We start from the raw sequence: 17,678 nt of genomic DNA, 5'->3' as shown, positions 1-17,678 counted from the left end.
AAATCAATGAAAATTTTAGATGATTGTAAACACTTTTTTACAGTTTCTTCAGAATAACCTTTAATATCAGCTTTTTCAAAATTCTTCAGTTCCTTAGAGAAACAAAAATTGTCAAAATATTATACAGAGAAAAGTATAATAAATCATCTGGTAGTTTATTTTTTATTATCTCTATTTATGAGAATGATGAAAGAAGCATTAAACAAAAATGTTTCCGCAGAAAGAATAAGACAAACACTGAAGAAAGGCTTTATTAGAACATTAATTTAATTATCTGTAAATTTCTTAAAGATGAGAGAGGCATTAGTTCCGCCAAAACCAAATGAGTTTGTCATAGCGTATTTAATTTCTTTTTTCTTTGCATTATAAGGAACATAGTCAAGATCACATTCTGGATCAGGATTATCAAGATTAATGGTAGGAGGCACAATATCTTCATATATACTCAATATTGTAAATATAGCCTCAACACCTCCAGCAGCACCAAGTAGATGTCCTGTCATTGATTTTGTAGAACTTACACAAAGTTTATAGGCATGTTCACCAAATATTGTTTTTATAGCCTGCGTCTCAAGTTCATCTCCTTGTTTTGTAGCTGTTCCATGAGCATTTATGTAATCTATCTCTTCTGGAGATATTCCTGCATCATTCAATGCCATTTTCATGCATCTTGCACCTCCTTCACCTTCAGGAGCAGGAGCTGTAATATGATAAGCATCTGAAGTCATCCCATATCCCACAAGTTCTGCATAAATTTTAGCACCTCTTTTTAAGGCATGTTCAAGCTCCTCAAGAATAAGGATTCCAGAACCTTCTCCCATTACAAATCCGTCTCTATCAGCATCAAAAGGTCTGCTTGCTTTTTCTGGTTCCTCATTTCTTGTTGACAAAGCCCTCATTATTGCAAATCCTGCAACAGCCATTGGTGTAATCACAGCTTCTGCACCACCTGCAATCATTACATCTGCGTCACCATACTGAATCATTCTGAAAGCTTCGCCAATTGAATGGTTTCCTGTAGCACAGGCAGTTGTTACAGCAAGATTAGGACCTTTTATTCCATATCTTATTGATATCTGTCCTGCTGCAAGATTAATGATAACCATAGGAATGAAGAAGGGGCTCACTCTTTTCCAGCCTTTTTCAAGTAATATCTGATGATAATACTCAATTGCTGGGAGTCCACCCATTCCAGAGCCAATAACAATTCCTATCCTTTCTGAGTTTTCAGGAGTGATTTCTAACTCCGAATCTGCAATTGCCATCTCAGTAGCAGCAATTGCAAAATGAATAAATCTGTCCATTTTTTTTACTTCTTTTAGTTCAATATATTTTGTCGGATCAAATCCTTTAACTTCAGCGGCTATTCTTACAGGATAGTCCTTAGCATCAAAATGAGTAATGTAACCAACTCCTGATTTGCCTTGAATAATTGCCTGCCAAGAGGATTGAACATCAAGACCGAGAGGGGAAATCATTCCCAACCCGGTCACAACAACTCTTCTTTTGCTCATAAATAACTATGCCTGATTTATTTTGTTTTTTATATACTCTATAGCGTCTTTTACTTTACCAATCTTTTCCGCATCTTCATCAGGAATCTCAATTCCAAAAGCTTCCTCAAAAGCCATAACAAGCTCAACAGTATCAAGAGAGTCTGCTCCAAGGTCTTCAACAAAAGACGCCTCTGGTGTCACCTGTGATACTTCAACACCAAGCTGCTTTGCTATGATTTCTTTTACTTTTTCCTCTACCATTATTTACCTCCTTTTTTTCTTTTTTACATGTACATTCCGCCATTTACATGAATAACCTGCCCGGTTATATATCCAGATTCTGGCAAAGCCAGAAATGTTATAGCATTTGCAACGTCCTGAGTTGTCCCAAATCTTGATAAAGGAATCATTCTCAACATTTCCTCTTTAACCTTTTCTGGTAGTTGTTCTGTCATAGCTGTTTGGATAAAACCTGGAGCAACTGCGTTAACAGTTATTCCTCTTGAAGCATACTCTTTTGCTAATGTCTTGGTTAGAGCCACCAAGCCTGCCTTTGATGCTGAATAATTAACTTGACCGGGATTTCCGATAAAAGCTACAACAGAAGCAATATTTATAATTCTTCCATATTTATTTTTTGACATAATCTTAATAGCTTCTCTTGAACAAAGAAATGCTCCTTTAAGATTTATATTTAAAACAGCATCCCATTCTTCATCTTTCATTCTTATAAGAAGATTATCCCTTGTTATACCCGCATTGTTTACAAGAATTTCAATTTTAGAAAATTTTTTTACTGCTTCCTCAAATAGCCTTTTTACATCTTCTGAGTTAGAGATATCAGCTTTAATTCCTAAGGTTTCAACACCATACTGTGATTTAATCTCTTCAGCAACTTTTTCAGCATTACCCCCATTTATATCAACAATTACAATTTGCACACCTTTCTTAGCAAGTTCTTCAGCTGCGGTTCTTCCAATTCCTCTTGAAGAGCCAGTTATTACAGCTGTTTGTCCTTTCATAAAAAACCTCCTTGAATATTATCTGAAAATCAAATTATAAAAAAAATCTATCTAAAAATTCCACCCCATAGTTATAAATAAATTTGGAATTTAAAAGGATAGGAACTTAAATATTATGATATAATATTTTTTTATGTATTACATTGGAATAGACATAGGTGGCACTTATATTAAAATCGGTATAATTTCAACAGACTGGGAAACCATCAAAATATGCAAATTCCCAACAGGCAACAATCCTATGGAAAAAATTATTGAAGAAATAGACAGCATTTGTAATGAATTTAAAATTAAAGGAATAGGAGTCGGCATTGCTGGTTTAGTGGATAAGGAAGGTAACGTAATTAAAGCCGCTAACATACCTTTTTTAAATAAATTCCCTTTAAAAAAGGAATTAGAAAATAGATATAACATGAATGTAAAAATAGAAAATGATGCAACTGTTGCAACAGTTGCGGAAGCCTTATTTGGACAAGGTAAGGGCTCATTTAGTTTTATTCTTCTTACTCTTGGAACAGGAATCGGTGGTGGGTTCTGGTTTGATGGAGAAATAGCCCAGTTTCCATTGGAGGTTGGACACATGAGCATTAATTATCAGGGAAAATTCTGTAATTGTGGTAACACAGGATGCCTTGAAGTATATGCTTCAGCTCGGGCTATAAAAGATAATCTTATAGAACGAGTTGAAAATGGTGAGGAAAGTTATATTAAAAAACTTTATGAAGGCAATATATATAGAGCAACTTCAGAAGATATATATAAAGCAGCAATGGAAGGCGATCATTTGTGTAGAAGTGTTCTTAAGGAAGCAGGTAAGGCTCTTGGTGCAGGAATAGCAAATTTAATAAATATTTTCGGACCTGAAAAAATTATTTTAACGGGTGGACTTTCTAAAGCAATAAATATCTATCTTGAAACAGCCATTCAGGAAGCCAAAAAAAGAGCAATGATAGGAATTGCGGAATCAGTTAGCATAACTCAATCTTCTCTGGTAGATAAAGGTGGAGTTCTGGGTGCTGTCGCAATTTTAATAAATGAAAATCTGAAGCAGTTTCCTGATAGAAAATTAAAAGAGCCAAAAAACTAAGTTTCTATGAAAAAAATCAGAAATTTCTCAATAATTGCTCATATAGATCATGGAAAATCTACCCTTGCAGACAGGCTCCTTGAGTTTACAGGTGCTGTTAATCTCGGTGGCAAGATGGGACAGATTCTTGATTCAATGGATCTTGAAAGGGAAAGGGGCATTACAATCAAAGCTCATGCAGTGAGACTTAACTATAAAAGTGAGGATGGACAAACATATATCCTGAATCTTATTGATACTCCTGGGCATGTAGATTTTTCCTATGAAGTATCTCGTTCTTTGGCATGCTGTGAAGGAAGCCTTCTTGTAGTTGATGCAACGCAGGGAGTAGAGGCTCAAACTGTTGCAAATGCTTATCTTGCAATTGAACATAATCATGAAATAATTCCAGTGATAAACAAAATAGACCTTCCCCAAGCTGATCCTGACAAGGTAAAAAAGCAAATAGAAGATATTTTAGGTATTAGTTCTTCTGAAGCAATCTTGGCTTCTGCAAAAGAAGGAACAGGGACCAAAGAAATTCTTGAAGCAGTTGTAAAAAGAATCCCTCCACCAAAGGGTGATCTTCAATCACCACTCCGTGCAATGATATTTGACTCCTGGTTTGATAACTACTTAGGTGTTATTGTTCTTGTCAGGGTTTTTGATGGAATAATAAAACCAGGAATGAGAATAAAACTATTTGCAACAGGGAAAGAATATGAAGTTCAGAGACTTGGCATTCTCACTCCTTTTCCTAAGGATATAGAAAAACTTGAAGCAGGTGAAGTAGGATTTATTATAGCTGGAATTAAAAACATTGCTGACACAAAAATAGGAGATACAATTACCCTTGCAGAAAATCCTGCAAAAACCCCCCTTGCAGGTTTCAGAGAAGTTAAACCAATGGTATTTTGCGGACTTTATCCAACTGAAACTCATCAATATGAAGAGTTAAAAACTGCTCTTGAAAAACTCAGATTAAATGATTCTTCTTTTTTCTTTGAACCCGAAACATCAGCAGCACTTGGATTTGGATTTAGATGCGGTTTTTTGGGCTTACTACATATGGAAATCATAAAAGAACGCCTTGAAAGAGAGTTTAATCTTTCTCTTATAAGTACAGCACCCACTGTAAGATATAAAATTGTTGATAAAAAGGGAGAATATCTTATTGACAATCCAAGTAAAATGCCTAAAATATATGAAAAAATTGAAGAGCCTTTTATGAAAGTCTCCATAATCGTACCAGAACAATTTGTAGGAGAGATTTTAAAACTCTGTCAAGAAAAAAGAGGAATTCAAAAAGAATTTTCCTATATAACAAAGGACAGAATTCTTCTTATTTATGAAATGCCACTGAATGAAATTTTATGGGATTTTTATGATAAGCTTAAATCTCTTTCCAAAGGTTATGCATCAATGGATTATGAATTTATTGGATATAGACCTTCCGAACTTGTAAGGCTTGATATTCTTATTAATGGAGAACAAGTAGATGCCTTATCAATTATTGTCCATAAAGATAAGGCTTATTATAAAGGTCGTGCAATAGCCCAAAAACTGAGAACTGTAATTCCAAGACAGCTTTTTGAAGTTGTAATTCAGGCTGCAATTGGTGGCAAAATTATAGCAAGAGAGAGCATAGCACCGCTTAAGAAAAATGTTCTTGCAAAATGTTATGGAGGTGACGTGACAAGAAAGAAAAAACTTCTTGAAAAACAGAAGGAAGGGAAAAAAAGAATGAAACAAATTGGACGAGTTGAAATACCACAAGAAGCATTTCTTTCAGTTCTAAAAGTTGAATAAGGAGAAAAAAATGACAGGTAAAAAAATTCTTGAATATGTAAAAAGTATCGGAATTGCCATATTAATTGCTTTATTTATAAGAGCGTACATTGTTCAAGCCTTTAAAATACCTTCTGGGTCAATGATTCCAACGCTGTTGATAGGGGATCATCTTCTTGTAAATAAATTCATATATGGAGTCAATCCGCCGCTATCAGATGAAAAAATTTTAGTTTTTGAAACTCCTAAGAGAGGAGATATAATAGTGTTCAAGTATCCTGAAGACCCGAGTAGAGATTTTATAAAAAGAGTAATAGGAGTTGAAGGAGACACTGTGGAGATAAAAAATAAAAAAGTCTTCGTTAATGGAATTGAACTTAAAGAGCCCTATGCAAGACATACGGATTCATATATTCATCCAAGAGAGCTTGATCCGAGGGATAATTTTGGACCAATTAAGGTCCCTCCTCATAAACTTTTTGTAATGGGAGACAACAGGGATCAGAGCTATGATAGCCGTTTTTGGGGTTTTGTTGATTTAAAAGATGTAAAAGGCAAAGCATTTATTATATACTGGTCATGGGACAATGATAATCATAAACCAAGACTTCAAAGGATTGGTAAACTTATAAAGTAATGTTTACTGGAATTATTGTTGAACTTGGAAAAATTCATGAAGTTCGAAAACTTGCTCAGGGAGCAAGGCTGAAGGTATTTTCAAAAAAACTGATAGATAATTCAAATATAGGTGACAGCATATCTGTAAACGGAGTCTGCCTTACAATTTGTGAGATGGATACATCAAAAAATATAATTTCTTTTGATGTATCACATGAAACACTACAAAAAACCACACTTGGAGAACTTAAAAAAGACGAATATGTTAATTTAGAGCCTGCACTAACTCTTAATACAAGACTTGGAGGACATCTTGTAAGCGGACATGTTGAGGGAATTGGTAAAATAAGAAAAATTGAAAAAATAGGTAATGATTTAAAAATAGAGATTGAAGCTCCAGAAGAAATTCTTAGATATTGCATTAAAAAAGGTTCAATTACTGTAGATGGCATAAGTCTTACAATTGTGGATATTTTATCAGACTCATTTACAGTTGTAGTTATACCTCATACTGCTAATATGACAACAATAGGACTTAAAAAAGTTGGAGACAAAGTTAACCTTGAATCTGATATAATTGCTAAATATGTAGAAAAATTTGTAAATCAGTCAGTTAATGTTAAAGAAGAGCGACTTCTTGGGAAACTAAGGGACTATGGATATATTTAAGGAGCAAAGATGAAATTTATAGTTCTCGCAGGAGGCTCTGGAACAAGGCTATGGCCTATGTCAAGGAAAAACTTTCCAAAACAGTTTCTAAAGTTTTCAATTTCAAAACATGATGAACATGAAAGTTTCTTTCAGAAGACTATAAAAAGAATATGTTGCTATCCAGATGCAGATATTTTCATTGTAACAAATGAGAAACATAAGTTTTATGTTATTAATCAATTAGAAGAGTTAGCAAATAAACTAACAAATAAGCCAAAAATTGAGATTGTAATTGAACCTGTGTCAAAAAATACAGCACCTGCAATTGCTCTTGCAATAAGATATGCAATAGAAAAAGGAATCTCTCAAGATGAGATATTCTTTGTTTGTCCCTCGGACCACTTAATTAAACCAGATGAAAAATTTATTGAATTCATTAAAGCTTCGGAAGAATGTGCTAAAAAAGAAACTATTGTAACATTCGGCATAAAACCAACTCGTCCTGAAACAGGCTATGGATACATAAAAGTAAAAAGTCAGCCTGCAGAATTCGGAAATTTCTATAAGGTTGAAAAATTTGTGGAAAAACCCGATTTTGATAATGCAAAAAGATATATTAAAGAAGGAAACTACTACTGGAATTCAGGAATGTTTACATTTAAAGTTAATACAATAATTGAGGATTTTAAGAAGTATACACCCCAATTGGGAGAATTATTTGAAAAATCATATGATGAAGCTTTGAAAGAGTTTCAAAATCTGTCAGACATCTCTATTGATTATGCAATTATGGAAAAAACTGAAAAAGGAATGCTCCTTCCACTTGATATATTCTGGTCTGATATAGGTTCATGGGAAAGTTTATATGATGTTTTAGATAAAGACCCAACTGGTAATGCAATAGTAGGTGATTGCGTAAATATAGAGACAAATGGAAGCCTTATTATAGGTAACAAAAGATTTATTACTACCTTAGGTATTCAGGATATGGTAGTTGTTGAAACAGAAGATGCTTTGCTAATTGCAAAAAAAGGAGAATGCCAGAAAGTCAAAGATATCGTAAAAATTCTTTCTGAAAAAGCGCTTCCACAGGTTGAAGAGCATGTAACAGTTTACAGGCCGTGGGGAAGCTATACTCTACTTGAGAAAGGGTTAAGATATAAAATAAAGAGAATATCAGTAAAACCAGGAGAAACACTATCTCTTCAAATGCATCATCATCGTTCTGAACACTGGGTTGTTGTAAAGGGAACTGCAAAAGTAAAAATTGGCGACAGAGAACAGTTTGTTCATGAAAATGAATCAGTATATGTTCCCAAAAGCACGCTTCATAGGCTTGAAAACCCAGGGAAAATTCCTCTTGAAATAATTGAAGTTCAGGTAGGAGAGTATGTGGAAGAAGATGATATAAAAAGAGTTGAGGATGTTTATGGAAGACAGGATATTTAGAGAATATGACATAAGAGGCATTTATGGAGAAGACCTTACAGAGGAAATTTCTTATCTAATTGGAAAAGCCTTTGTTTCACTGGTATTCAAAGAACTAAAAAGAATGCCCCGAAAAATCTCAGTTGGAATGGATGCAAGATTTTCGTCTGAAACTCTCAAAAAAGAATTACTCAAAGGAATTACAGAATGCGGCGTAGATGTTATTGATATAGGGTTATGTCCTACTCCACTTCAGTATTTTTCGCTTTTTACACTTCCTGTGGATGCAGGAATAATGATAACTGGAAGCCACAACCCACCTGAATTTAACGGATTTAAACTCAGTATAGGCAAAGAGACCATTTATGGTGAAAAAATCAGAAGATTAAAAAAAATTATAGAAAAAAAGGATTTTATTAATTTTAATAAAACAGGAAAAATTGAAAAATACAACATAACAGATGATTATATTAATTACATGTTAAGCGGTTTTACTTCTTTTGAGGGGATAAAAGTTGTTGTTGACTCAGGAAATGGCACAGCTGGATTGGTTGCTCCTGTGATTCTAAAAAAACTTGGCGCTGAAGTATATGAACTCTATAGTGAGCCTGATGGCAGATTTCCAAATCATCATCCTGATCCTGTGGTTCTTGAAAACATGGAAGATTTAATACAAACTGTTATAAATAAAAAAGCCCATCTTGGTATAGGATTTGATGGTGATGCAGACCGTATAGGAGTTATTGATGAATCAGGTGATGTTGTATGGGGAGATAGGTTAATGATTATATTTGCCAAAGATATTTTAGAAGAAAATAAAGGAGCAAAAATAATTGGCGAAGTAAAATGCTCAAAAGTAATGTATGAAGAAATTGCTAAAGCAGGTGGCATTCCAGTTATGTGGAAAACAGGACATTCTCTTATAAAGAAAAAAATGAAGGAAGAAGGAGCACTCCTTGCAGGCGAGATGAGCGGGCATATATTTTTCAGTGATAAGTATTTTGGATTTGATGACGCAATATATGCATCATTAAGATTAGTAGAAATAGTAAAAAAAGCTGGTAAACCATATGGCATAAAAAAACTTCTATGTGGAGTAAAAACAATGCAAAGCACTCCAGAAATAAGAATTGATTGTATAGATGAAAAAAAGTTTATGATTGTAGAAAAAATTAAGGATTATTTCCAGAAATTTGAATGTAATTTTATAGATGGAGTAAGAATAAATTTCAAAAAAGGCTGGGCATTAATAAGAGCGTCTAATACTCAGCCTGCCTTAGTTTTAAGATTTGAAGCTGAAACAGAAGATGACCTTGAAGAGATTAAATCTATTGTTCATCAGAAGCTTTTTGAAGTGTTTCAATTTTTTAAAATATTATGATATACTTAAAAACTTTTTGACAAAGAGGTTTTCATGAAAAGACCAGCAGTGCTTATATTTTTTTTCATTTTTTTATTTTCATTGCAATCTTTTGCACAGGAACTTCCTGTAGTTACAGCCATTGATATAAAAGGACTTAAAAGAATTGAAGAAGCTGCGGTAAAAAATAAGATTTCTCTTAAACTTGGAGAGGTTATTTCTCAAGAAAAAATCTCTGAAGATATAAAATCAATTTATAAAATGGGCTATTTTGAAGATGTCAAAGTTGATATTGAACCCTTTGAGGGTGGAGTAAAAGTAATATATTCTGTTAAAGAAAAACCAACAATTATAAAGGTAAGCTTTGAAGGAAATAAAGAGTACGATGAAGATAAATTGAAAGAGGTTGTTACAATTACCGCAGGTGCTATAGCAGATGTAACTCTTATAAATGACAATGCTCTCAGACTTAAAGCATTTTATGAATCTGAGGGTTATTATTTCGCAAAGATTGTTCCTGTATTAAAGAAAAAAACAGAGGAAGAAGTTGAGCTTACATATGTAATAGATGAAGGTAACAAAGTCAAAATAAAAGAGATAAAGTTTGAAGGAAATAAAGCAATCTCGTCAAGAAAAATTAAAAAAGTAATGGCAACATCTGAAAGAAAGTTTTATTCATTTATTACAGGAAGTGGCTTTTATAAAAAGTACGAAATGTTACAGGATCTTGAAAAAATAAAGGACCTATACTACGACAATGGATACCTTAAAATCTCAGTTGGAGAACCTAAAATAGAGTTTTCCCAAGATAAAAAATGGATGACAATAATGATTCCGATTTCTGAAGGACCTCAATTTAAAATCTCTTCAGTAAATATCACAGGATACAGAGACAATAAAGAAGGAACAGAGCTTAAGGAACTCATAAAGCTAAAAGCAGGAGAAATATTCAGTAAAGCAAAAATGCGTAAAGATGTTGAAGCAATAACTTCGTTTTATTCAGACAAGGGATATGCTCTTGTAAGTGTTTCTCCTGATGTTATTCCAAATGAAGAAAAATTAACAGTTGATGTGACATATAATGTTAAGCCAGGTGATAAGTTTACTATTGGAAGAGTAAATATTTCAGGAAACGTTAAAACAATTGACAAAGTAATAAGAAGAGAAGTCAGAGTTGATGAAGGTGATGAGTATTCTGCATCAAAAATACAAAAAAGCAAAAAAAGACTTGAAGACCTTCAGTACTTTGAGACAGTTGATATAAATCAGAAACCTGATCCTGATAAAAAAACTGTTGACCTTGATGTGAATGTAAAAGAAAAAGCAACAGGATTTTTGACAATAGGTGGTGGATATAGCTCAATTGATAACCTTATAGGTATGGTTGATGTAACCCAAAACAATCTTTTTGGTAAGGGTTACTCTTTAACTCTTAGAGGAGAGCTTGGAGGAAGAAGTTCTTACTATACTCTTGCTTTTAGAGACCCATGGTTTTTGGATAAACCTCTTCTTTTCGGAATAAATCTTTATAGGCAGAAAAGAGAGTACGTTAACTATACAAGAGATGCAACAGGGCTTTCTCTCACATTTGGCAAAAGATATGGAGAGGACTGGTCTGCTTCAATCACCTATGATATTGAAAAATCAAATGTTACAGATGTTGATGAAGATGCTGATGCAGTAATAAAAGATATGCAGGGTAATCTTCTTACAAGTGCTGTCACGTTTCAGATTATAAATGATACCCGAGATAGTTATATTGACCCAAGCAAAGGAAGAAGGTATTCTTTGAGCTTAACTACTGCAGGACTGGGAGGAGACACGGGTTTCTGGAAAAGCTTGCTTGACCTTGGCTGGTATATACCAATATTTGAGGAATCAACCTTACATTTAAGAGGAAGACTCGGAATGTCTGATACTCTTTTTGGCAAGAAATATCCGCTCTATGAAAGGTTTTATATTGGTGGTCTTGATACAATAAGAGGTGTGGGATATGGAGAGGCAGGACCAAAAGACAGCAAAAATGAACCAATTGGAGCAAAAAGAGCAATGATATTCAATATTGAATATCTTTTTCCTATAGTGGCTGAAATGAAGCTTAAAGGACTTATATTTGTTGATATGGGTAAGGGATATAATGAGGCAGAAAAATTTGGTTCTGATATAAAATATACATCTGGATTCGGTTTTAGATGGTTTTCACCGCTCGGACCTGTCAAAATAGACTATGGAATAAATCTCAATAAAAAGGAAGGAGAGTCCAAATCCAAGATTGAATTTGGATTTGGTTCATTTTTCTAAATTAGGAGGAGGAAATGAAAAGAATTCTATTTGTAGTATTTATTATGGTTTTTGCACTATCCTTTGTTTCACTTGCCCATGCAGACTTAAAAATTGGAGTAGTTGATCTTTACAGAGTTCTGAATGAATCAGAAGAAGGAAAGAAATCTGTAAATGAACTGCAGAGTATGCTTGAGTCAAGGCAAAAAACTCTTGAAGAAAAACAGAAAAAAATTCAGAGTTTAAAAGAAGAACTTGAAAAAAAACGCTCTGTTTTAAGTGAGGATGCAAGAAAAGCAAAGGAAGAAGAGATTGAACGTTTAGGAAGAGATTTTCAAAGAACTGCAGCAGATTATCAAGTAGAACTTCAGAAAAAACAAAATGAAATTACTCAAAGCATGCTTAAAGAAATAAGACAATTAATAAATGATTTTGCTCAGAAAGAAGGTTATAATCTAATATTTGAGAAAGCTGAGCAGATTATTCTTTTTGCAACTCCTGAAGTAGATATTACAGATAAAATCATTTCACTTTTTAATCAAAAAACTTCGCAACAAAAAGGAAAGAAATGAAGCTTTCTGAAATAGCACATTTTTTTAATGCAAAAATTGAGGGAGATTCTGAAATTGAAATATCAGGGATAAAAGGCTTTGAAGATGCTCAAGAAGGCGATATTACATATATAGCAAGTTCAAAATATGCTGAGCTTGCCAAAAATAGTAAAGCTTCTGCATTTATTGTAAAAGAAAAAATTCCAAATCTGAACAAACCTCAGCTTATTACTGAAAATCCTCAATTTGTTTTTGCAAAACTTCTTGAAATGTTTTATGTAAAACCACAGCCATGTAAAGGAATAAGCGAAAAATCAATTGTCGCTTCTACTGCTCAGATAGGTAAAAATGTAACAGTCTATCCTTTTGTTTATATTGATGAGAATGTAACAATAGGAGACAATACTATAATTTACCCTTTCACATTTATTGGCAAAGAAACATTAATAGGTTCTGACTGTGTGATTTATCCCAATGTAACAGTAAGAGAAAGAGTTAAAATCGGCAATAGAGTAATAATTCATGCAGGAACTCAGATTGGTTCTGACGGTTTTGGATACATTTTTCACGAAGGTAAGCATCATAAGATTCCCCAGGTGGGAGGTGTAATTATTGAGGATGATGTTGAAATAGGAGCTTGTGTAACCATAGATAGGGCTACAACTGGAAATACTTTTATTGGAAAAGGAACAAAGATTGATAATCTTGTTCAGATTGCTCATAATGTAAAAATTGGTCAAAATGTGATAATCGTAGCTCAGGTTGGAATTGCAGGAAGTTCTCAAGTAGGAGATGGATGTATACTTGCAGGACAGGTTGGTATTTCGGATCATGTAGAAATTGAAGCAGGAACAATAATCACAGCTCAATCAGGAGTTATGCCTGGAAAAGTTCAAAAAGGTGTATTTTCTGGCTCACCTATCATGCCTCATAGGGAATGGCTTAGAACAAATGCAATTTTTCAGAAACTTCCAGAACTTTATAAAAAGATAAGAGAACTTGAAGAAAGAATTAAACAACTTGAAAAACAAAAAACTATTGAATAAATTGATAGGAGGTGTCAATGATTGATATCAAAGAAATAATGGATATTCTTCCTCACAGATATCCATTCCTCTTAGTAGACAGAGTTTTAGAACTTATCCCCAATGAAAAAGCAGTAGGAGTAAAAAACGTTACTATGAATGAACCGTTTTTTCAAGGACACTTTCCAGGAAATCCTGTTATGCCTGGAGTACTAATAGTAGAGGCAATGGCTCAGGTAGCAGGTGTTCTTGCATTTAAATCAGGCATGGAAGGGACAGGGGTTCTCTTTTTAAGCATTGAAAAAGTTAAATTTCGTAAACCAATTATACCAGGTGACCGAATCATTTTTGAAGTCAGTGTGATTCACAGAAGAGGAGGAGTCTGGAAGTTTGCAGGTATTGCAAAAATTGATGAAAAAGTGGCAACAGAGGCAGAATTCACAGCAATGGTTACAAAGTGAGGTAAAAAGTTAATGAATGAGATACATAAAACTGCAATTATTAGCCCAAAAGCAGAAATAGATAAAGAAGTAGTTATAGGCCCTTACTGCATAATTGGAGACAATGTTAAGATAGGCAGAGGCACACGCCTCATAAATCATGTGCAGATTGAAGGTATAACAGAAATAGGACAGAACTGCACTATATTCCCATTTACAACAATTGGATTTCCCCCACAAGATATTAAATATAAAGGAGAACCAACAGGAGTTAAAATTGGTAATAACAACACAATCAGAGAATATGTAACAATTCATAGAGCATCAGTTGCAGGAGATGGCTGGACAGTAATTGGAGATAGTAACTTTATAATGGCTTATGTGCATATTGCACATGACTGTAAAATAGGAAACTCTGTGATTATGGCAAATCTTGCAACTCTGGCAGGTCATGTTCAGGTTGAAGATTTTGCATTTATTGGTGGATTAGTAGCTATCCATCAGTTTACAAGAATAGGTGCTTATGCTATGATAGGAGGTTTTAGTGGAGTTGGACAGGATGTGCCTCCATTTACCATGGCTTCTGGACCAAGAGCCAAGCTTTATGGATTAAACTCTGTAGGACTTAAAAGAAGAGGATTTAGTGATGAAACTATTAATATATTAAAAAAAGCTTATAAAATTTTATTCAGAGATAAACTTCAGTTAAAAGAAGCAATTGATAAAGTCAAAAAAGAACTTCCTCAGATTCCTGAAATTATACACCTATTAGAATTCATAGAAGCAAATAAAAGAGGAATATGCAGATAGGAGTAATTGCAGGAGGAGGTTGTCTCCCTCTTATAGTTACAAATGAACTCAAAAAAAGAGGTTATAAAGTCATAACTGTTGCATTAGAAGGACTTGCCGATGATGCACTATCAAATCATAGCGATGTATTTGAATCAATAAATATTGGCAAAGCAGGACAGATTATAGATTTTTTAAAAAATAATAATGTTAAAGAGGTGATTTTAACAGGCAAGGTACCTAAAAAACTTATTTTTGAAAGAAAAACAATCAAGCCTGACATGAGAGCATTAAAGATGCTTTTTTCAGCTAAAATTAGAGGAGACAATGAACTTCTTAAACTTGTTGAAAAAGAATTATTAACAGAGGGAATAAAAATAGCAGAAATATCTGAATTTTGTCCTGAACTTATAACTCCTGAAGGAGTTCTTACAAGAAAAAAACCTACAAAAGAGGAATGGAAAGATATTGAATATGGTTTTAAAATTGCAAAAAAAATCGGAGAACTTGATATAGGACAGACAGTGGTGGTAAAAGAAAGGTCAGTAATTGCTGTGGAAGCAATAGAAGGAACAGATGAAACAATTTTAAGAGCTGGAAGATTTGTAAAAAACTCCATTGTAGTAAAAGTCAGCAAACCTCAGCAGGATTTAAGGCTTGACCCTCCTGCTGCTGGAGTAGATACAATAGTAATTATGGGAAAAGCCAATGCTAAAATTTTAGCACTTGAAGCAGGCAAAACTTTTTTAATAGAACGAGATAAACTTATTGAAAAAGCTAATGAAATTAATATAATTGTAGTAGGTGTCAAACAACCTTGAACTTTTTTACGTGCATAAATGATGGTTTAAAAACAGTTCATAAAAACTATCAGTTATTATTTATACATTTTTCATTTTTATTCATTAGTTTTTTTGGACTATTTTTTATCCTGAGCATTCCACTTGGAATCCTTTTTGTAATATTTGGAATTGACCTGACAGATATACTAAAAGGCAGTTTTATTGAAATATTATTGTCGTCTATAAATATCATGAAAAAGTTTTTAATATTTGCTATTATTTTCATTATCAGTCTTGTTATTTATGTTATTCTCATCGTCAGTCTTTGGATATATATCTTTTCAGGCACAATAGGTGTAATGTGTCAATATTTACAGGAAGGAAAGGTTTTTAATTTAAAGAGTTTCCATAAATATGGCAAAAGATTCTTCTGGAAAACTGGTTTTTTTGCACTGTTTTCAGTTCTTATTTTCATTTGCTTAACGTTTATTTTTGGATTTATAAGTGAAATAAGCTCTAAAATAGTAAATTTTTTGAACCACTATAGCCATACCTTATCAGTATTTTTCAATGTATTTATTTATTTAAGCATACTTCTTACAGGTATTATCGCATTTATTCTATGGATAACATATACACTATTTGGATTTTTCGGAATTTTTATAAAAAATTTAACTGTAGGAGAAACAATAAGAGAAACCAGAAAATTAATAATTTTGTATCCTCAATCTATTGGAAGAGCAGCACTGTTATTTGTAATATATATCTTAACAGGTGGGTTAATTCTCTCATTTGGTTCTCTGCTGGCAATAATTCCTCATATAGGAACTATACTGGTAGCAGCCTATCAATTTATTACTCAATTTGCCCATGTTTATATCAGTATGGTTGTATTTGCTGCATTTCTATCCTACTACATAAGACTTGATGCTTCTGTTGCAAGGACTGAGCCAGAACAAACTCTTCCTCTTGAAGAGGCTCAACAACAATCTCAAAACCCTCCTCCTTCAGAGCTTTCTTAATCTGTTCCTGAAAAATTTCAATATCAAAATCCTTAAATAATTCTTTTATACCAAAAACTCTATCAGCTTCATCAGGGTTACATAAAAAAACTCTTCTTAATAAATCTCTATCTACTGTCACAGGAATTGTCCCCTGCTGTAAAAAACCATCAACCCATCTTTTCTGGGCAGAGCCGATAATTTTTATATTTTGAAAAGAAATTTCTCCAAATGATGAGCGAGCAAAACAGAGAGAACTTTTGTTATAGCTTTTCTTTTCTTTTCTTATTTCAGCAGAGATTCCTACTAAACTAAATGCCTTTAAAAATATACGACTTATAATTTCATAAGTTTTAAAAAGATTACCACGAAACTTTCCTTCTTTTTTACAACAAAAACTGTATGTGAAGTCATCATAGTGCAGAATACCTTTGCCTCCTGTTGGTCTTCTTACAATTGGAATTTCATGATTAAGGCAAAAATCCTGATTGATTTCTTCAATTTTCTGAAACTCTCCGATAGTTATCGCTTTTTTATTCCATCCATATAGCCTGAAAGTTGGTAAAACTCTACTCTGTCGCACAAAAAAACTAATAGATTCGTCAATTGCCATATTTAAATATGGATCAAACTTCTGGAACTCAATAAAACGAATGAGCATGATTATGTTGAATTTTATATACTACCGATCTTCTTCAAGAATAATTTTATGATTTAGCAGTGACATTTCTTTAATTTTACCTTTAAAAACCTTCTGTTCTCCAAATATGTTTCTAAGATATATTTGGTTTCCTTCAGGTTTTAATATATCCACAGATTCTAAATAAATCTCCTCCTCACCATTTTTAATTACATATGCATTTGCTTCACACATTGAATTCCTCCTTTATATGAAGGATTAATTTTTCCACAAGATGTGGAAGAGGCTCTTTAATAAAACCTATAATATCAATCCCTTCCTGATTAATTGGTAACAGAATTTTTCTTGCTGGACTGCTTCCTATTGCCTCAGCCATTTTTGAAGTCAACTCTCCCATCATTCCATTTGACACAAGAATACTTAATGGCCCCAGTATGAGATCAACTTTCTTAACATTCCAGATAATTGCATTTTCTCCAGAAGCTCCTTTATTTGCCTTACATTTCATCATATTTGCTGTGGCTGCAGCATTTGTTCCAAGTGCCAAAATTTCTATTTTATCTCCAAATGCTTCTCTGAGAGATTTAATAATGTAACTACCAATTCCTCCACCCTGTCCATCAATTACTGCAATTTTTAGCATATTGTAAATACTACAAACTTTGATAAATAAATGTCAAACTGTAAGTGTTGCAAAAATTTGGGGATTGCTTTCATAATTAAAAATTAATCTTAACAGGA

18 protein-coding genes are annotated in these 17,678 nt (G+C 33.2%); 12 read left to right on the top strand and 6 right to left on the bottom strand.

The features are described 5' to 3' along the window. Positions 1-266: 266 nt before the first annotated feature. Genes fabF through fabG form a run of 3 tightly spaced genes read right to left on the bottom strand, consistent with a single transcriptional unit; the run spans position 267 to position 2,518 of the window. Complete coding sequence (gene fabF, locus THEYE_RS00500) at positions 267-1,514, bottom strand: beta-ketoacyl-ACP synthase II (RefSeq protein ID WP_012544941.1); 1,248 nt, start codon at positions 1,512-1,514, stop codon at positions 267-269. A 6-nt stretch (positions 1,515-1,520) separates the two neighbouring features. Beyond that, positions 1,521-1,757 carry an acyl carrier protein gene (acpP, locus tag THEYE_RS00495; protein WP_012545237.1) on the bottom strand — a complete coding sequence of 79 codons (237 nt, stop codon included), beginning with the start codon at positions 1,755-1,757 and terminating at the stop codon, positions 1,521-1,523. Positions 1,758-1,780: 23 nt separating this feature from the next. Continuing rightward, positions 1,781-2,518, bottom strand: coding sequence for a 3-oxoacyl-[acyl-carrier-protein] reductase (gene fabG / locus THEYE_RS00490; protein WP_012546317.1), 738 nt, complete (start codon positions 2,516-2,518; stop codon positions 1,781-1,783). Positions 2,519-2,651: 133 nt separating this feature from the next. Between fabG and THEYE_RS00485 the strand changes: the two genes are divergently transcribed. The 12 genes from THEYE_RS00485 to THEYE_RS00430 are packed head-to-tail and all read left to right on the top strand — an operon-like array spanning position 2,652 to position 15,335. Continuing rightward, positions 2,652-3,605, top strand: coding sequence for an ROK family protein (locus THEYE_RS00485; RefSeq protein WP_012545468.1), 954 nt, complete (start codon positions 2,652-2,654; stop codon positions 3,603-3,605). A gap of 6 nt (positions 3,606-3,611) precedes the next feature. After that, positions 3,612-5,393, top strand: coding sequence for a translation elongation factor 4 (lepA, locus tag THEYE_RS00480; protein ID WP_012546674.1), 1,782 nt, complete (start codon positions 3,612-3,614; stop codon positions 5,391-5,393). Positions 5,394-5,403: 10 nt separating this feature from the next. After that, positions 5,404-6,009, top strand: coding sequence for a signal peptidase I (gene lepB, locus THEYE_RS00475; RefSeq protein ID WP_012545806.1), 606 nt, complete (start codon positions 5,404-5,406; stop codon positions 6,007-6,009). Beyond that, complete coding sequence (locus THEYE_RS00470; protein ID WP_012544953.1) at positions 6,009-6,659, top strand: riboflavin synthase; 651 nt, start codon at positions 6,009-6,011, stop codon at positions 6,657-6,659. The genes lepB and THEYE_RS00470 overlap by 1 nt, the downstream gene beginning before the upstream one ends. A gap of 9 nt (positions 6,660-6,668) precedes the next feature. After that, positions 6,669-8,090, top strand: coding sequence for a mannose-1-phosphate guanylyltransferase/mannose-6-phosphate isomerase (locus tag THEYE_RS00465; protein ID WP_012546227.1), 1,422 nt, complete (start codon positions 6,669-6,671; stop codon positions 8,088-8,090). Continuing rightward, entirely contained in the window at positions 8,071-9,450 is a 1,380-nt protein-coding gene (locus tag THEYE_RS00460) for a phosphomannomutase/phosphoglucomutase (protein ID WP_012544969.1), read from the top strand. The genes THEYE_RS00465 and THEYE_RS00460 overlap by 20 nt, the downstream gene beginning before the upstream one ends. A 33-nt stretch (positions 9,451-9,483) precedes the next feature. Further along, complete coding sequence (bamA, locus tag THEYE_RS00455; protein WP_012546857.1) at positions 9,484-11,730, top strand: outer membrane protein assembly factor BamA; 2,247 nt, start codon at positions 9,484-9,486, stop codon at positions 11,728-11,730. 14 nt (positions 11,731-11,744) lie between these two features. Continuing rightward, positions 11,745-12,281, top strand: coding sequence for an OmpH/Skp family outer membrane protein (locus THEYE_RS00450; RefSeq protein ID WP_012545058.1), 537 nt, complete (start codon positions 11,745-11,747; stop codon positions 12,279-12,281). Next, the gene (gene lpxD / locus THEYE_RS00445) at positions 12,278-13,306 is read left to right on the top strand and encodes a UDP-3-O-(3-hydroxymyristoyl)glucosamine N-acyltransferase (RefSeq protein ID WP_012546116.1); all 1,029 of its coding nucleotides are present in this window, start codon (positions 12,278-12,280) and stop codon (positions 13,304-13,306) included. Before THEYE_RS00450 ends, lpxD begins: the two co-directional genes overlap by 4 nt. 17 nt (positions 13,307-13,323) lie before the next feature. Continuing rightward, entirely contained in the window at positions 13,324-13,746 is a 423-nt protein-coding gene (gene fabZ / locus THEYE_RS00440) for a 3-hydroxyacyl-ACP dehydratase FabZ (protein WP_012545346.1), read from the top strand. Between the two features lie 12 nt (positions 13,747-13,758). Continuing rightward, positions 13,759-14,535, top strand: coding sequence for an acyl-ACP--UDP-N-acetylglucosamine O-acyltransferase (gene lpxA, locus THEYE_RS00435; RefSeq protein ID WP_012546244.1), 777 nt, complete (start codon positions 13,759-13,761; stop codon positions 14,533-14,535). Further along, entirely contained in the window at positions 14,526-15,335 is an 810-nt protein-coding gene (locus THEYE_RS00430; protein ID WP_012546653.1) for an LpxI family protein, read from the top strand. The genes lpxA and THEYE_RS00430 overlap by 10 nt, the downstream gene beginning before the upstream one ends. A gap of 840 nt (positions 15,336-16,175) precedes the next feature. On the opposite strand, the gene THEYE_RS00425 is transcribed toward THEYE_RS00430, so the two are convergent. The 3 genes from THEYE_RS00425 to THEYE_RS00415 form a co-directional block, all read right to left on the bottom strand. Beyond that, positions 16,176-16,910: a lipoate--protein ligase family protein gene (locus THEYE_RS00425; RefSeq protein WP_164924789.1), complete on the bottom strand. Its 735-nt coding sequence runs from the start codon at positions 16,908-16,910 to the stop codon at positions 16,176-16,178. A gap of 69 nt (positions 16,911-16,979) precedes the next feature. Then, positions 16,980-17,171 carry a CooT family nickel-binding protein gene (locus tag THEYE_RS00420; RefSeq protein WP_012545767.1) on the bottom strand — a complete coding sequence of 64 codons (192 nt, stop codon included), beginning with the start codon at positions 17,169-17,171 and terminating at the stop codon, positions 16,980-16,982. Next, complete coding sequence (locus tag THEYE_RS00415) at positions 17,164-17,580, bottom strand: DUF3842 family protein (protein WP_012545623.1); 417 nt, start codon at positions 17,578-17,580, stop codon at positions 17,164-17,166. The genes THEYE_RS00420 and THEYE_RS00415 overlap by 8 nt, the downstream gene beginning before the upstream one ends. Positions 17,581-17,678: the final 98 nt, after the last annotated feature.

The sequence above is a fragment of the Thermodesulfovibrio yellowstonii DSM 11347 genome (assembly GCF_000020985.1).
GTDB lineage: Bacteria > Nitrospirota > Thermodesulfovibrionia > Thermodesulfovibrionales > Thermodesulfovibrionaceae > Thermodesulfovibrio > Thermodesulfovibrio yellowstonii.
Note: the sequence above shows the minus strand (reverse complement) of the source record. Positions and strands in the feature narration are given on the sequence as shown.

Bases quoted from the DNA above. Each gene is read 5' to 3' on its own strand.
- fabF (WP_012544941.1), bottom strand. From the start codon at position 1,514: ATGAGCAAAAGAAGAGTTGTTGTGACCGGGTTGGGAATGATTTCCCCT.
- acpP (WP_012545237.1), bottom strand. From the start codon at position 1,757: ATGGTAGAGGAAAAAGTAAAAGAAATCATAGCAAAGCAGCTTGGTGTT.
- fabG (WP_012546317.1), bottom strand. From the start codon at position 2,518: ATGAAAGGACAAACAGCTGTAATAACTGGCTCTTCAAGAGGAATTGGA.
- THEYE_RS00485 (WP_012545468.1), top strand. From the start codon at position 2,652: ATGTATTACATTGGAATAGACATAGGTGGCACTTATATTAAAATCGGT.
- lepA (WP_012546674.1), top strand. From the start codon at position 3,612: ATGAAAAAAATCAGAAATTTCTCAATAATTGCTCATATAGATCATGGA.
- lepB (WP_012545806.1), top strand. From the start codon at position 5,404: ATGACAGGTAAAAAAATTCTTGAATATGTAAAAAGTATCGGAATTGCC.
- THEYE_RS00470 (WP_012544953.1), top strand. From the start codon at position 6,009: ATGTTTACTGGAATTATTGTTGAACTTGGAAAAATTCATGAAGTTCGA.
- THEYE_RS00465 (WP_012546227.1), top strand. From the start codon at position 6,669: ATGAAATTTATAGTTCTCGCAGGAGGCTCTGGAACAAGGCTATGGCCT.
- THEYE_RS00460 (WP_012544969.1), top strand. From the start codon at position 8,071: ATGGAAGACAGGATATTTAGAGAATATGACATAAGAGGCATTTATGGA.
- bamA (WP_012546857.1), top strand. From the start codon at position 9,484: ATGAAAAGACCAGCAGTGCTTATATTTTTTTTCATTTTTTTATTTTCA.
- THEYE_RS00450 (WP_012545058.1), top strand. From the start codon at position 11,745: ATGAAAAGAATTCTATTTGTAGTATTTATTATGGTTTTTGCACTATCC.
- lpxD (WP_012546116.1), top strand. From the start codon at position 12,278: ATGAAGCTTTCTGAAATAGCACATTTTTTTAATGCAAAAATTGAGGGA.
- fabZ (WP_012545346.1), top strand. From the start codon at position 13,324: ATGATTGATATCAAAGAAATAATGGATATTCTTCCTCACAGATATCCA.
- lpxA (WP_012546244.1), top strand. From the start codon at position 13,759: ATGAATGAGATACATAAAACTGCAATTATTAGCCCAAAAGCAGAAATA.
- THEYE_RS00430 (WP_012546653.1), top strand. From the start codon at position 14,526: ATGCAGATAGGAGTAATTGCAGGAGGAGGTTGTCTCCCTCTTATAGTT.
- THEYE_RS00425 (WP_164924789.1), bottom strand. From the start codon at position 16,910: ATGGCAATTGACGAATCTATTAGTTTTTTTGTGCGACAGAGTAGAGTT.
- THEYE_RS00420 (WP_012545767.1), bottom strand. From the start codon at position 17,171: ATGTGTGAAGCAAATGCATATGTAATTAAAAATGGTGAGGAGGAGATT.
- THEYE_RS00415 (WP_012545623.1), bottom strand. From the start codon at position 17,580: ATGCTAAAAATTGCAGTAATTGATGGACAGGGTGGAGGAATTGGTAGT.